This is a genomic window from Trichocoleus sp. ST-U1 (assembly GCF_039961835.1).
GTDB lineage: Bacteria > Cyanobacteriota > Cyanobacteriia > Cyanobacteriales > FACHB-T130 > FACHB-T130.
In genome coordinates, this window is record NZ_JAMPJZ010000040.1 from 1 (window position 1) to 14,248 (window position 14,248).

A 14,248-nucleotide genomic window follows, 5' to 3' on the forward strand; every position below is an offset into this window, starting at 1 on the left:
AGTTTCTCGGCTTAAATCTCTAATAAATCTCATAAGTCTCTTGTTTTCTTGACTTTTGTTTTAGCTTATTCTACTTTTTATTATGTGTAATTTATTTTACATAAGCACTTAAGTCATATTATATAGCAATCCCAAGTCAGTTGTGAGAACCTAGAGAAGATTCCAACAGGTTGAGAAATGGCTCTATGTTAGCTGATCTGAACGACTTTATTGGCTCTAACCCGGATGCGCGTGAACTCAAGCGGGCTGTTGCCGTCCAAATGTTTCTCAGAGGATACAAACATCGAGAAATTGGAGAGAGTTTGGGCGTGAGTTCCGGCTTCATCAGCAAATGGACCGGGCAGTACAAACGGATAGGGGTAGCTGGACTGAAACTGGGCTATCCCGGTTCGGTTGGTTATTTAGAACCTTCGCAACGACAGTCGGTTATCGCCTGGTTAAAGGGCAAGAACTACTGGAATCTGGGTGAACTGCAAGCATATATTGAAGAGCAATATGAAGTGGGATTTGACTCCAAGCAAAGTTACTACACCTTATTTGAGCAAGCAGGAATTAGCTGGAAGAAAACGCAGAAGCGCAATCCAAAGGCAGACCCAGAGTTGGTAGAAAAAAAAACAGGAGATTATGGCATGGTTAGAAGCTCATCGGCATCAGATCGTTTCTGGGGCATTGGTGGTCTTGTTTGAGGATGAATGCCACTTGTTGTGGGGAGACTTGTGTGGATATGTGTGGGGCAAAACCAACGAACGCATCGAGGTTCCCATCACCAACGAACGCCGCAAGCAGACTTATTATGGGGCAGTGGATGTTTACACTCAACGCTGCCTGATTCAACCGGCTGAAAAAGGCAATTCCGAGGGCACGATTGCTTTCCTTAAGTATCTGCTGGCTCAGTATCCCAACACTCGCATTGCGCTAATTTGGGATGGCGCGACCTATCATCGCTCGCAAGCAGTCAAAGACTACCTGAAATCGGTCAATCAAGGACTTGATGAGTCCAACTGGAAAATTACTTGCATCGGCTTTGCGCCTAATGACCCAAAGCAGAACCCGATTGAAGATATTTGGTTGCAGGCCAAACAATTCATTCGAGAGTACTACCACTTGTGTCAATCATTTGGTGTCGTTAAGTTCCTATTTGAATTAGTAACTCACCGTCAAACCTTTGACTTCCCAAAGCTTTTTTCCTATGGCGGTTTCTCACAACTCATTTAGGATCGCTATAGTAAGTGTATTGGCCTAACCAAATGCTTGTTCTAAGTAGGTGGTTGGAGCGCAGAGGACAATGTCCTCTGCGCGGAAATTAAAAAATAAAAATTGAGAAATTGAGATTTCATCGCATCATCCTCAACCCCGTTTCTGTACAGATGCCCTGCAAAGATTTATCCCAGCTATCAATTGGCAACTCTAGGGAAAAAGCAAAGTCAAAGACAATGCCGATAGTTAATTTGGTTGCCCATTCAGATGAATTGAGCAAGCGATCGTAATAACCACCACCATAACCTAAACGATATCCCCGCACATCGCAAGCTACAGATGGCACAAGAATTAAATCTACCTCTGTTGAGTGTAAAACAGGGCTATCTGGGTGCGGTTCAAGAATACCATAGGCACCTTTTTGTAGGGAGTCTCCAGGTTTCCAGAGATGCCAAATAAGACGATCGCCAACACACCGAGGAAATCCCCATTGGCGACGAGCGCTAATGAGAGGGCTAAGGTCAGGTTCTTGTCGAAAACTGAAATAAGCTAAGACCGTTTTGGATTGGGTAAATAGGTGGGAAGATTCCAGGTGGGTACAGATGCGATCGCTCTTTTCTCTCCATTCCTCCACAGGCAGCAATTGCCGTGTTTTGAGAAGAGATCGCCTCAATTGCTGTTTATCCAGTTGATGATCGACTTTGCTCACAAGTCTTATAACTTAAGGTTTGTGGCGAGGGTGGGCTATCGTCCATTCCGTGACTCGATATCCTGCGGACTTATTTTGCGATCGCTATTTTCGCTCCTGACAACGCAGAAACCCGTTTTGTTCGGCAAAACGGGTTCTTTACACTGGCGAGTTTTTCACGCTTACTCAGCGTGCTGCCGATACCAATCGATCGTGTTCTTCAGCCCTTGCTTGAAGTCCACTTGGGCTGTGAAGCCAAACTCTTGCTTCGCCCGTTCTGTATCTAAACAGCGGCGCGGTTGACCGTTCGGCTTATCGGTTTCCCAGATAATTTCGCCCTGATAGCCCATCAGTTCGCAAATCAGTTCTACCAAATCCTTAATAGAGATTTCATAACCCGTTCCCAAATTGACGGGTTCTGCGCCATTGTAGTCCTGGGTACCCATGACGATACCCAAAGCCGCATCTGTAGAGTAGAGAAACTCACGAGTGGGACTCCCATCGCCCCATACAGGTAGCTGCTTATCGCCTCTAGCTTGAGCTTCGTGGACTTTGCGAATTAAAGCTGGGATCACGTGGGAACTCTTGGGATCGAAGTTATCTTCCGGCCCATACAAGTTCACTGGCAACAGGTAAATACCGTTAAAGCCGTACTGCTGCCGGTACGATTGGAGTTGTACCAGTAAAGCTTTCTTCGCAACGCCATAGGGGGCGTTAGTTTCTTCCGGATAGCCATTCCAGAGGTCATCTTCTTTGAATGGTACTGGCGTGAACTTGGGATAAGCGCAGATAGTCCCTACACAAACAAATTTTTGAACCCCTGCTTGATAGGCAGCATGAATCAGTTGAGTGCCCATCATCAGGTTGTCGTAGAATAATTCAGCGGGTTTTACCAGATTCAGACCGATGCCACCGACGTGAGCGGCGAGGTGAATCACGACATCCTGCTGCTCAACGGCGCGTTGACAGTGTTCTAAGGAGCGGAGATCGTACTCGCGCGATCGCGGTATCGTAATCTTGTTTTGATCGGCTCCGGCTTTACACAACCGATCTACGACCTGACGCCCCAAAAAACCAGCTCCGCCAGTGACGAGAATCCGTTTATCGCTTAAATCTAAAGTAGCCATATCTCTTGCCATCCTCCACTGGATTCAGGATATCTCCAAAAATTGATGAGTGATGAGTTAATGCAAAACTCATCACTCATTACTCAGTAGGGAACGGGGATCGCTCTTGCCCCTACAAGTCAAAACAACTTAATCGTGCATACTACCTACATTCTGGCGAATCGTGGCAAGATCCAGAGGCGAGTGCGAACCATTGCCATTCGGACAATTCAAGCCCAAAGCTTGCATATCCGCTTCTACCATCAAGCGAACTAATTCTTCAAAAGTAACCGATGGTTTCCAACCCAGCTTTTGGTGCGCCTTCGTGGGATCGCCAATCAGTAAATCCACTTCCGCTGGGCGCAAATAGCGCTCGTCAAACTCTACGTAGTCTTTCCAATCTAGATTGACGTGTTCAAAGGCAATATCCAGGAATTGACGAATGGAGTAAGTTTCTCCTGTGGCTACAACGTAATCATCCGCTTCCTGTTGCTGTAGCATCAGCCACATTGCTCTTACATAGTCTTTTGCATAGCCCCAGTCCCGCTTGGAATCGAGATTGCCCAGGTAGATTTTTTTCTGCTTCCCGGCAACAATGCGAGCGATCGCTCTGGTAATCTTGCGCGTTACAAACGTCTCTCCTCGCCGCGGACTTTCATGGTTAAAAAGTATCCCGTTACACGCAAACAGCCCGTAGGATTCTCGGTAATTCACCGTTTGCCAGTGAGCGTAAAGCTTCGCACAAGCATAAGGACTGCGAGGATAAAACGGTGTGGTTTCCTTCTGAGGCACTTCTTGTACCTTACCAAACATCTCAGAAGAACCCGCCTGATAAAACCGTACCTCAATGCCAGTACGTTGTTGGTAGTCCCGAATCGCTTCCAAAAGGCGTAGCGTCCCCATCCCAACCGCATCAACGGTGTATTCCGGCGAGTCAAAACTAACGCGGACGTGGGATTGGGCACCTAAATTATAAATTTCTACCGGCTGGACTTGTTCTAAAATCCGGCGTAGAGTTGTGCCATCGGTTAAATCGCCATAGTGCAGAAACAACCGCACCCCCTCTTTGTGAGGGTCTTCATACATATAATCGATTCGGTCTGTATTAAATGTAGAAGTCCGGCGAATGATCCCGTGAACCTCATAGCCTTGCTCAAGCAAAAATTCGCTCAAGTAAGAACCGTCTTGTCCCGTAATGCCCGTAATTAGCGCTCGCTTGCGTTGCGTCATACTTAGTATTCCCTATAGCCTGTGACGAAACAATCGTCTTAACAGTAACTGGTAATTATCCTGTAAGCTTTCTCTCGCTAACATTGCAGCAAGAGTCACTTGCACCCAAATTTATGAAAAATCCCTCTGTAAGTAGAGGAAATCCTTAATTCACTCCTTACGTTAACGCAAAATCTCTGGCGCAACATCAGGAATATACGTAGATTCTTCTAAGCCTCGGCAATAAGACTTACGTATTTCGACGGTGGACTAAATGTTGAGCAAAGAAGAGGGGAAAAGCTTCTTGCAAGAGTACCTACAATACCTGTTGCATAAATTCTGAGCGACACAAATTAATTAATCGCCATTACAACAACCAATTTATCTAAACTCTGAAATTAGACATGAAGAGTTTACCTGCTGTAGAGGCAAGCGTAACTCCCAGCGCTGTACTAACTCATCAAACGATGAACGACAAAATACTACAGCTCTCTCTACACAAGGAGGAAAGCTGTAGGAGCCGTTGTTCAAAGAACTTGACTTGAGTTATAGATTGCCGAACATTAGCTATGTTTCAGTAGGCACCATTGTCTTTGGGGGAAACGACAACGCCAATTGTTTTTACAACTAGCCACAAATCCAGCCAGAAATTCCTGGCATTGACGTAATAGACATCTATCTGGACTCGGCGCGGATAAGGGATGTCATTGCGCCCAGAAACTTGCCATAATCCGGTGATTCCAGGTCGAATCGTCAGCACTTTGTCAATGTGATGTCCGTATTTTGACAACTCCTCGGCAACGAGAGGTCTTGGCCCGACAACGCTCATGTCCCCTTTAAGAACGTTCCAGAATTGGGGAAACTCATCCAGGCTAGTTACCCGTAGGAATTTACCAATCCATGTAATTCGAGGGTCGTCTTTGAGTTTGAAATTATCCTCGAATTCCTGACGCAGATGAGGTGAGGTTGCCATCATTTGCAGCAAAACTTCGTCTGCATTTGGCACCATCGTTCTGAATTTGAGACAGCCAAAAGGCTGATGATTTTTCCCGATTCGTTCCTGGACATAAAAAATGGGACCTCGTGTGCTAAGAGCAATCAGCAAGGCCAACAACAGGTAAACGGGAGAAAACAAAATCAAAACCGACAGTGAAAACAGAACATCAAAACATCGCTTAGCGAAATCTCGGTCTAGACGCTGTAGGGGGAGGTCTTGCTGTTTGCTCAAACCTCTGGGCCTACCTGTCGGCGCGAGTGGTTGAAAACCTCGCTTCACGAACGCCCACAACATCTTGCCGGAGATAAGTTGGCTTTCGGCAGTCATCTTACTCCTTCACTTCACACCACACAGTCCCGATCATAAAGCCACAAGACGCCTGAAGACAGCTAATGGAGTCCCAGAAAGTAGAATTTGGTCATTAGTCATAGGTCATTGGTCATTAGTCATGGGTTTTTAGCAATCGGCTAAAGAGCATGACTGATGATTAGGGACGAATGGCTGAGGATGACTGAAATTCTTGATAACAGCTCTCTAGAAAGGCTAGATAGCGCTTCTGGAAAGTTTGAGGGGCGAACTGAGAAGCGCGGACTCTAGCAATCTCCGGATTAAATAATCCTTGCGATGCTTCAAAGGTTTTTACCGCTTCTATCAAAGCCGCTTCTGTTTGGGCTGGAAAAAATAAGCCAGTCCCCTGTGTCGGGTGTTCCCGAATATCCAGAACGGTTTCTAATGCCCCACCAGCACCATAGGCGATCGCAGGAGTGCCACAAGCTTGGGCTTCTACCAACGCCATGCCAAAGTCTTCACAGGCTGCATATACAAATGCTTTTGCTTGAGCCATATACTGCTCAACAACATCATCTGGTTGTGACCCTAGCACTTTTACATTGGGTTTCGCTAGCTGGCGCATTTCGTCAAGTTCCGGCCCCGTGCCAATCACCACAAGCGGGCGTCCCAGTTGGTTAAAAGATCGGACAATTAAAGATACTTGCTTGTAACTCACCAGCCGGGAAACGGTGAGGTAAAAATCTTCTTTTTGGGGCTGAAAGGAAAACCGCTCAACATTGACGGGTGGATAAATGACTTCTGCTTGCCGCCGATAGCAGCGCCAGATGCGACGTGCGGTGTGTTGGGAGTTGGCGATGAAATAATCAACGCGGTTTGCGGAGAGTACATCCCACTGACGCAGTTGATGAAGTAGATACCGCGTCAGGATGCCTGGGAGACCCCGTCCTAGTCGGCTACTGTCTAGATAATCAAAAGTTAAATCCCAGGCGTAGCGCATGGGCGTATGGCAGTAGCAGATATGCAGTTGTTGCGGGCTGGTGAGGACTCCTTTAGCGACAGCGTGGGCAGAGGAGAGAATGACGTCATAGTCACGTAAGTCTAGCTGTTCAATCGCTAGCGGCAATAGAGGGAGATATTTTTGGACGCCACTGCGGGCTTTCGGGAAGTGTTGCAGGAATGTGGTGCTAATGGGGCGATTGAAGAGATAACTTTCGGGATTGGTGGATTCAAAGTCAATTAGGGCATAGAGGTCGGCATCAATGTGCTTGAGGATCTCCTGGACAACAAGTTCTGACCCGCCAGTAGCTTCGGGGGTCAACCATTCATGGACGAGGGCATACTTTAATGACAAAGCTGACTTCACAGTTGCGCGTACTTAAGGGCTGAGTGTAAATTTTACTCACTCCTCAGCCAGCGATCGCTAGCTCAAGAGCGATCGCTGTAGACTCTAAGTGCATTACCGCACTTTTGCACGCCTGACACTGGATTACAGGGAATTAAAAATAGACTTCCTAGAACTTAGCTTAGAAAAATAGCCTGATTCTTCTCTTCTACTACTTTTTTGAGCTTTAGAGAGCGAGTGGAAATCGCAGGCAGCTTTTGGTTAACTTCCACAGTAACTGTTTATCCCGTTTACTAAATTTTTTTCTGGATTATAGGATTTCTGCAATTTTTTAAATCCAGCGTCAACTGCGGGAAAATCCCTTTTTTTGAGAGCTGAAACATATTCGCGAGTTGCCTTACTACTCTCTCGATACATTCTAATAAAATCAGCTTGAAACTTTTTAAGCTTTGGATCGTTGACGCTAATATTTGTCATTTTTTGAGCTGATTTATCCCAAATCTCGGCTGTTTTAGCTAGCGCTTCTGGAGAGCTATTCTGACCTCCATTGGTCACGGTTTTGGTTTCATTCACCGTTTCATTGGTAATCTTGAAAATCTTTTGACACTGAGTGATTTTGCTTTCGGTGCAACTGACGATCGAGAAACTGACGGCGGCAGTCACGGGAAGGATGACAGCGTACCGACGAAGAAAGTGCATGAAAACTCTCCTGATGAGTTGATGGGTACTTCCACTTTATTTCCCTAGGATTGACAGCCAATCGGGATACGATGGCAAACCAGAGACCGAGTATTAAGATTCGGTCTCTTCGGTTGCTTCAATGGCATCCACAAGGCGTTGTAAAGCTTCTGTTAGCTGCATCAACCGCACAAGAGAATCATCTTGGGTTTCTGCCAAGGTTTGCACCGCATCGCTTAAGGCAAAAATTTGATAGTGCTGCTGTTGGACTTGATGCCCCTGTTCTTGTACTTGAATGGTCAGGGCATCCACTCGGTCAGCAAGGCGGTTAATTGTCTCATTAGTGGCAATTACTGCCTCCCTAAGGTTTCCCTGTTGTTGTACTTGAATTGTGAGAGCATCTACTCGCTCGCCAAGACGGTCAATTGTGTCAGCGCTGGCAAGTACTGCCTCTGCAATTTGTTCAACAATCGATTCTAAACGACCTAATCTAACTTCCACTCCAGAATTATCCATGACGATGCTGATGCCATTGCCAAGCGTCAGCAACGATTTTACTCAGGTCTGCGTATTGCGGACACCAACCGAGGATTTTTTTTGCTTTATCGCTGCTGCCGACTAAAATAGGGGCGTCCCCGGCACGGCGATCGCGTTCTACTGCGGGAATCTCCCGACCTGTTACCGCCTTGGCTGTCTCAATCACTTCTCTGACTGAGAAACCGTTGCCATTTCCTAAGTTAAAGACATCGCTCGTTCCCCCTTGCAGGAGATACTCTAGCCCTAAAACGTGGGCATCTGCCAAGTCGCTGACGTGGATATAGTCCCGAATTCCGGTGCCATCTGGGGTCGGGTAATCGGTACCGAGAATGAAGATCGATTCCCGTTTGCCCAAAGCTGTTTGGAGTACCAGGGGAATCAGGTGGGTCTCTGGTTCGTGATCCTCACCGAGTAAGCCATCGGGATTCGCACCAGACGCATTGAAATAGCGGAACGCCACGGACTTGAAATCGTAGGCAATATCAAAATCTGCCAGAATTTTCTCTACCATCCACTTACTCGTCGCGTAAGGACTGAGGGGATTTTGGGGATGGTGTTCGGTCATGGGAACTTCCTGGGGCATCCCGTAGATGGCGCAAGTGGAAGAAAAGACAAATTTCTTCACGTTTGCTGCCACCATTGCTTCTAGCAGTGTCAAAGTGCCAACGACGTTGTTCTGGTAGTATTTCGCGGGATCGGTGACGGACTCTCCCACCGCAATATAGGCGGCAAAGTGCATAACTGCCGCAATGTTGCGAGTGGCAAAGAGTTGGTCGAGGAGAGCGCGATCGCTCATATCTCCCACTACCAGTTCTACTTTGAGTACATTTTCCACCAATTCCCGATGTCCGTACACCAGGTTATCTAATACCACTACCCCATAGCCTGCCTTGATCAGCGCCAGTACGGCATGGGTTCCAATATATCCAGCTCCACCCGTCACCAGAATGGTTGGTTTGACTTGCGACACGTTCAATACCTTCTCAAACTTTGAATCAGTGCTTTATAAGGATAGCTAACTGAGGGCAATGCGTTGTCCTCGGTAAGAGAGCTTGTGTTCCTTATAAATACTTTCCTTCACCAAACTAGCGATCGCATACCTCTTTCGTCGGAAAATCGCACAGAAACGCGGAAGCATCCCCATTTCTGTGCGATTCAAAATTATATCTTAGAGATTTTTGCGGCTGAGCCTACAACCCAGCGCTTTAGCGACATTGATTACTTTTGAGGGATCGCGCGATCGCTTTGTTGTCGGGGAACAAACAGGGTTTTAGAGCTTGCCGGTGGTTGATTGCGGCGATCGCGGCGTTCTTGACAGCGAGGCAACCTGTGTAAAATTGGCAGCTTTTCATCTTCGAGACTCTCTACCGTACACAAAATCGGTCTTTGATTTTCTGCACCCGCTACTGGTACAGGTGAGAGTGTATTTCCTTGAAAGTCTGTCACAATTTCTGTCTTGGGTTGGTTCCCAGGGTCCGGTTGGGGATTTGAACTGGGTATGGGGGTAGGAGTTGGCGCAGGACTTGGCACGGGAGTTGGCGCAGGACTTGGTGCAGGAATTGGCGCGGGAATTGGCGGTGGAGGAGTGGTATTGATCGTAATATTGCCCTGAACAGTTCCACCGGGGAAAGATTCGGGGGGCGAAATTGTCGAAGTGCCCGTGGTGATGGCTTGGGCAGTTCCATTCGTCGTGGGATCGCCAACAACAAATGGAGTCGAGGGGACTGGAACTCCCCCGTGATGATTGATATTAATGGCTCCACCCCCGCCCGTTCCTGTCGTGTTAATGCTGGGGTTGTTGTAGGTAAAAGTAACGAACTTATTATCAACGGTGAGATTCTGTCCCGCCGCGATATTTACATTACCGCCAGTGCCGCTGCCAAGACTCTGAGCATCGATGATTTTGGCGGCGATATCATTGCCAGCAATCAGCGTGATGTCACCGCCATTGCCAGAGGAAGAGCAAGAATTGCACTTAGAACTGGAATCTATGGTTTCAGTCTTGATATTGCCTCCGGCGCTAATTGCGATCGCGCCGCCAGTCCCAGAAGCAGCCGTGCCAAAGTTATCAGAAGAGGAAAAGATATCTCCGGTTGTAATATTTCCCGATGGGGCGCTGAGGGTAATTGCACCTGCATTACCAGGGCGATTGCGAGAGTCTAAATTGTAAACTTGATTAACTGGATCGGCGGCATTAATAGAACCGCTGGTGCTGCTAATACTTATATTTCCACCAGACGACTGAATGGTTTGAACATTAATATCACCCGGTGCCGACAAGGTAACATTTAAAGGTTCCGCTGGTCCCAATAAATCATCAGATTTAATGGTTCCTGCAACTGTAATCGTTCCAGCTGAGGTAGGAGATTTCACAAAGGTTGTGTAGGAGGGATTTGCGCCTGCATCGTCAAAATATTCGGGAGGGGCACCCGGAAAGGGTTCGGCGAAGGGTACGTTATCAGTTGTCCCAGTCGCACCTGCTTGTAAAATCAGGGCACGACTATTAGGATCTACCTCTGGATCGATCGCATTAATGACGATATCTCCACTAATCGTAATTTTTCCGGCTGCGATTATCTTCAGGGAAGCACCCGTATAAGAATCAAGCATGACATCGCCATCAGACGTAATGATGGGGTCATAAATACTTTGAAACTTGCCGCCAGCCCCCGATAAGTTGAGAATTGAGAAATTCCCCCCTGCTGAATAGTGAGCATCTCCAGAAATCACTCCATCACTGATTAAACTGAGATTGCCGCCACTTTGAAAGGGTGTTTCTGGGTGATTCAGTGCCAAAATATCAACCGCTTTATTGCCTTGAACAGTGAGATTCCCTCCCGCCTTCGCTACAAAAGGGGTCGCGACGCTATCCCGCACTCGCACGGTATCTTTTGCCAGCAAATTCATATCCCCAGATGTCTGTATTTGGCTTTCAACCAGAGTCAAATTATGGTTGGCTGAAAGTGTAGCTGTTCCCGCATTGAGCTGACGGACTACCACATCCCCCGCTTCTACTTTGATACCAGAACCTGTTAGTTCTACCTCTCCTTTGCTATTTGTAGTCAGTCCAGTGGCATTTCCCGCTTTGCTACCTGTTAGTAGCTGGGGTAGAGAGGAAACTGTTGTGGTTGAGGACTGACTAGCATCAGGAGAAATTGGTTGAATTTCTAAGCTTAGTAATTGTCCCGGTTGACTAATTCGGACTGTATTCTGTCCGAGTACTGCTGCCACAATCAGTTTACCGCCCGGTGCTGACAGAGTTCCCTGGCTAACAACAGTGCCACCCAGCAAGGTAAGATTTTGCCCTTCTTTAACTGCTAGTTCTCCAGAGTTGACAATAGCACTCGGTTGAGAAGTATTAAACGAATAACTGCTAGGCGTTCCCGTTAAGGTTGCGTAATTATTATCACCGCTAGCATTAAAAGAATTAGAGCCAAAACCAATCCCTGTGGCACTGGTTGCGGTAAAGCTTCCCGGCACATCCAATCTGGCATTGGCACCAAATATAATCCCCGATGGATTCATCAGGTATAAATTAGAATTTCCTCCGGTGACTTTAATTAAGCCATCAATGGTAGAGGGATCTCCACCCACTACTCTGCCTAAAATATTTTCAATTTTGGGATTAGAAATAAAGTTAGCTATTTGGTCTGCATTGAGGTTAAATTGCTCAAAGCTGTGGAAAAGGTTTGCTCCATCACCAGACAGTTTTCCTCCGCCGATATTGATTGTATTGCCTTCAGGAGCGGCAATTGTGCCCGTACCGTCTTGAGCTGGAACAATCGTTTCTGCCTGTGCCGGTTTCACAGCGATCGCTGGTGCAACGGCAAGTAAGCCAAGCAATACGCCAGAACTTTCAAAAGCTGATTTCATCTGGTGTTAACCCATTGGGGTCATGATTTATCCTGCTCCTCATTACCAGGATTGATAGAACTATCAGGATCTCAAACAGGCTTCATTAATAAATAAATAAAATATTTTTAAAAGCGAATTTTATTAAACTCTATTTGTGTAAATACAGGGATAAAAGTACTTTTATTGTGTACGCACAAATACGAATTAATAGCTAATTCTACGGTTAACTATAATTTCTATTTTTAAATAAAAACATATTTTTACTTTGGCAATGCTTTAATATTATAAAACCTGTGTAAATTTACTGAAAATCGAAAAGTTTTCCGGATTGACAGCTATAACGAAGAACTATTTAACAAGGCTTGTTGCAAGACAATTTTACATAGTTAAAACTACGTATATTCGCGGAGGATTAAAATTCCTATTTTTGGTAAAGGCTCTATTTCAGATTACAACTTATTCCTCGATCTGAGACTGCCGGATTTGTTAGGAAACCGACAAATATTGAGTCTGTCAAATATCTGGGTTGTTAGCTCAGCTTCTAACCTTTCTCACTTCCAACCTTTTTTTGCAATTGCACAGTATTCTACGTCTAAAAATAAGTAAGCTCATTTGGTCATGCAATTGCAAACAATAAATCTCTTCTAATATTGCATAATGAGGTTTTTGGTATGAAACAACCGCTCTATTTTCTAACTCTCGCTTTCTGTGTCTCCTTAACGATTTCCTCACATCAAAAAGCTGAGGCGGCTGGAACTGTCGGGAACGGAACCGCTGCAAGTTGTACTGAAGCTGCTTTAGATACTGCTTTAGTAGGCGGGGGGACTGTAACCTTTAATTGTGGTTCTAGTCCGCATACGATTGTAGTGAAAGAAAAGGTACTTTCCGCGAATACAGTAATCGACGGACGAAGTGTAGTAACTCTCAGCGGAAATGGAACTAATCGGATTTTTTCCACTGATAGCCTCGTTCAACTGACTCTAAGAAATCTCACTATTGCGAATGGCTTTAGTACCGAAAATGGGGGCGGCGTTTATAGCGGCTACAGAGGTAAGTTAGTGGTACTGAACTGTACCTTTAACAACAACAAATCAACAATGCCGGGAGAGGCGGGAGGCGGTGCAATCTATAGTAAGAGTGAAAGTACAATTGTTGTAGATAAAAGCACTTTTACCGGAAATCAAGCTAGCCTCGGCGGAGCAATCTATGACTTGCTCAGCGACTTAACCGTAACGAATAGCACTTTCACGGGAAATACCGCTGGAATTGTGGCTCCTGGGGGGGCGGGTGGTGCCATTTATAATGATGGTGCGAATGGTAATTTAGGTAAAATTATTCTCCGGAACAACACCTTCACAAACAATATTGCCACCAATCAAGGTGGGGCTTTTTTTAATCAACTTTATAACAACAATACGACGACAATCGAAAATAACACCTTCTCTGGAAATAGCGTTACGGGCACTGGCGACAAAGGATTTGGCGGTGCTATTTTCGTGGTCGGTGGCACCACAACTGCCCCTAATTACACTGCCGGAACAAACAGCACTATTTTTATAGTGAGGAACACTACCTTCTCTGGCAACATTTCTGCGAATCAGGGCGGGGGACTGTGGACGGGAAATGACGTAAGCGCAGAAGTTTCTAATACTACTTTTTCAGGGAATCGTGCTGTGACTCCAGATGCCAAGGGGGGTCTAGGCGGCGCAATCATGAGAACCAGTGGCAAGATGACCATCAATAATGTCACGATTGCTAACAATTATGCTGGGTTTATGGGGGCTGGTATTTTTGGCAGCAGTCCAGATATAACCCTGAAAAATACAATTATCGCTAACAATAAAGCGGATAATGGCGGGAATACCTGGAATATTAAGCAGAATTGTTCTGACGAAATGACTAATGGCGGCAACAATATCCAATTTCCCGCCAAAAACCCAAACGATCCCACTGACAAAAACTGCGCGGTTGGCATCACGATTGTTGAACCAATGCTAGGCGCACTTTCTGCGACTGGTGGTTTGACTCAGACTTTACCCTTATTAGCAGGGAGTCCAGCGATTAATACAGGAAATAATGCGACTTGCTTGGCAACGGATCAACGAGGTGTTGCCAGACCGCAAGGTGGTGTTTGCGATATCGGAGCATTTGAAGCAAAATAATCAGATGGGTAGTTAGTAACGGGATGTAATTTACCAATTACCGATTTTCAAACTATCTAGTGCCTGGAGCCAAAAACAAGAAGAAAAAAGCACTTTTTCTTCTTGTTTTTGGCTCCTGTATTTTTATGTCTAAGCTTTGACATTTGCAGATTGTTACTGAATAGTCAGCGCAACAAGTGCAAGACT

Annotated in this window: 13 protein-coding genes; 3 read left to right on the top strand and 10 right to left on the bottom strand. The window is 46.0% G+C overall.

The annotated features are described in order from the left end of the window. The first annotated feature begins 185 nt into the window (after positions 1 to 185). A protein-coding gene (locus tag NDA06_RS15320; RefSeq protein WP_348251767.1) for an IS630 family transposase occupies positions 186 to 1,215 on the top strand; the annotation gives its coding sequence in 2 pieces (ribosomal slippage) (positions 186 to 607 and positions 606 to 1,215; 1,032 coding nt in all). Between the two features lie 118 nt (positions 1,216 to 1,333). Here the strand turns inward: NDA06_RS15320 and NDA06_RS15325 are convergent. The 6 genes from NDA06_RS15325 to NDA06_RS15350 all read right to left on the bottom strand — a co-directional run bounded on the left by NDA06_RS15325 (position 1,334) and on the right by NDA06_RS15350 (position 7,403). Then, the gene (locus NDA06_RS15325) at positions 1,334 to 1,906 is read right to left on the bottom strand and encodes a 5-formyltetrahydrofolate cyclo-ligase (protein ID WP_347277022.1); all 573 of its coding nucleotides are present in this window, start codon (positions 1,904 to 1,906) and stop codon (positions 1,334 to 1,336) included. A 161-nt stretch (positions 1,907 to 2,067) separates the two neighbouring features. Then, positions 2,068 to 3,012, bottom strand: a complete 945-nt coding sequence (locus NDA06_RS15330) for a GDP-L-fucose synthase (protein ID WP_190410679.1) — start codon at positions 3,010 to 3,012, stop codon at positions 2,068 to 2,070. A gap of 129 nt (positions 3,013 to 3,141) precedes the next feature. Beyond that, complete coding sequence (gmd, locus tag NDA06_RS15335; protein WP_190410680.1) at positions 3,142 to 4,221, bottom strand: GDP-mannose 4,6-dehydratase; 1,080 nt, start codon at positions 4,219 to 4,221, stop codon at positions 3,142 to 3,144. Between the two features lie 553 nt (positions 4,222 to 4,774). Further along, a complete protein-coding gene (locus NDA06_RS15340) occupies positions 4,775 to 5,524 on the bottom strand; it encodes a sugar transferase (RefSeq protein ID WP_190535423.1) in 750 nt (249 codons plus the stop codon). Positions 5,525 to 5,684: 160 nt separating this feature from the next. After that, entirely contained in the window at positions 5,685 to 6,851 is a 1,167-nt protein-coding gene (locus NDA06_RS15345) for a glycosyltransferase (protein ID WP_190985638.1), read from the bottom strand. Positions 6,852 to 7,091: 240 nt separating this feature from the next. Continuing rightward, positions 7,092 to 7,403 (bottom strand): hypothetical protein, encoded by a 312-nt coding sequence (locus NDA06_RS15350; protein ID WP_190432809.1) that lies wholly within the window; start codon positions 7,401 to 7,403, stop codon positions 7,092 to 7,094. A gap of 27 nt (positions 7,404 to 7,430) precedes the next feature. On the opposite strand from NDA06_RS15350, the gene NDA06_RS15355 reads away from it, so the two are divergent. Next, on the top strand, positions 7,431 to 7,577 hold the full coding sequence (locus tag NDA06_RS15355) for a hypothetical protein (protein WP_190410683.1): 147 nt from the start codon (positions 7,431 to 7,433) through the stop codon (positions 7,575 to 7,577). A gap of 45 nt (positions 7,578 to 7,622) precedes the next feature. Here NDA06_RS15355 and NDA06_RS15360 read toward each other — a convergent pair whose 3' ends face one another. Genes NDA06_RS15360 through NDA06_RS15375 form a run of 4 tightly spaced genes read right to left on the bottom strand, consistent with a single transcriptional unit; the run spans position 7,623 to position 11,918 of the window. Beyond that, complete coding sequence (locus NDA06_RS15360; protein ID WP_190410684.1) at positions 7,623 to 8,024, bottom strand: hypothetical protein; 402 nt, start codon at positions 8,022 to 8,024, stop codon at positions 7,623 to 7,625. Next, the gene (galE, locus tag NDA06_RS15365; RefSeq protein WP_190985637.1) at positions 8,017 to 9,015 is read right to left on the bottom strand and encodes a UDP-glucose 4-epimerase GalE; all 999 of its coding nucleotides are present in this window, start codon (positions 9,013 to 9,015) and stop codon (positions 8,017 to 8,019) included. The genes NDA06_RS15360 and galE overlap by 8 nt, the downstream gene beginning before the upstream one ends. Before the next feature lie 45 nt (positions 9,016 to 9,060). Continuing rightward, on the bottom strand, positions 9,061 to 9,204 hold the full coding sequence (locus tag NDA06_RS15370) for a hypothetical protein (RefSeq protein ID WP_190410686.1): 144 nt from the start codon (positions 9,202 to 9,204) through the stop codon (positions 9,061 to 9,063). A gap of 59 nt (positions 9,205 to 9,263) precedes the next feature. Continuing rightward, complete coding sequence (locus tag NDA06_RS15375) at positions 9,264 to 11,918, bottom strand: filamentous hemagglutinin N-terminal domain-containing protein (protein ID WP_190985636.1); 2,655 nt, start codon at positions 11,916 to 11,918, stop codon at positions 9,264 to 9,266. Between the two features lie 653 nt (positions 11,919 to 12,571). Between NDA06_RS15375 and NDA06_RS15380 the strand changes: the two genes are divergently transcribed. Then, complete coding sequence (locus NDA06_RS15380; RefSeq protein ID WP_190985635.1) at positions 12,572 to 14,062, top strand: choice-of-anchor Q domain-containing protein; 1,491 nt, start codon at positions 12,572 to 12,574, stop codon at positions 14,060 to 14,062. Positions 14,063 to 14,248 lie beyond the last annotated feature (186 nt).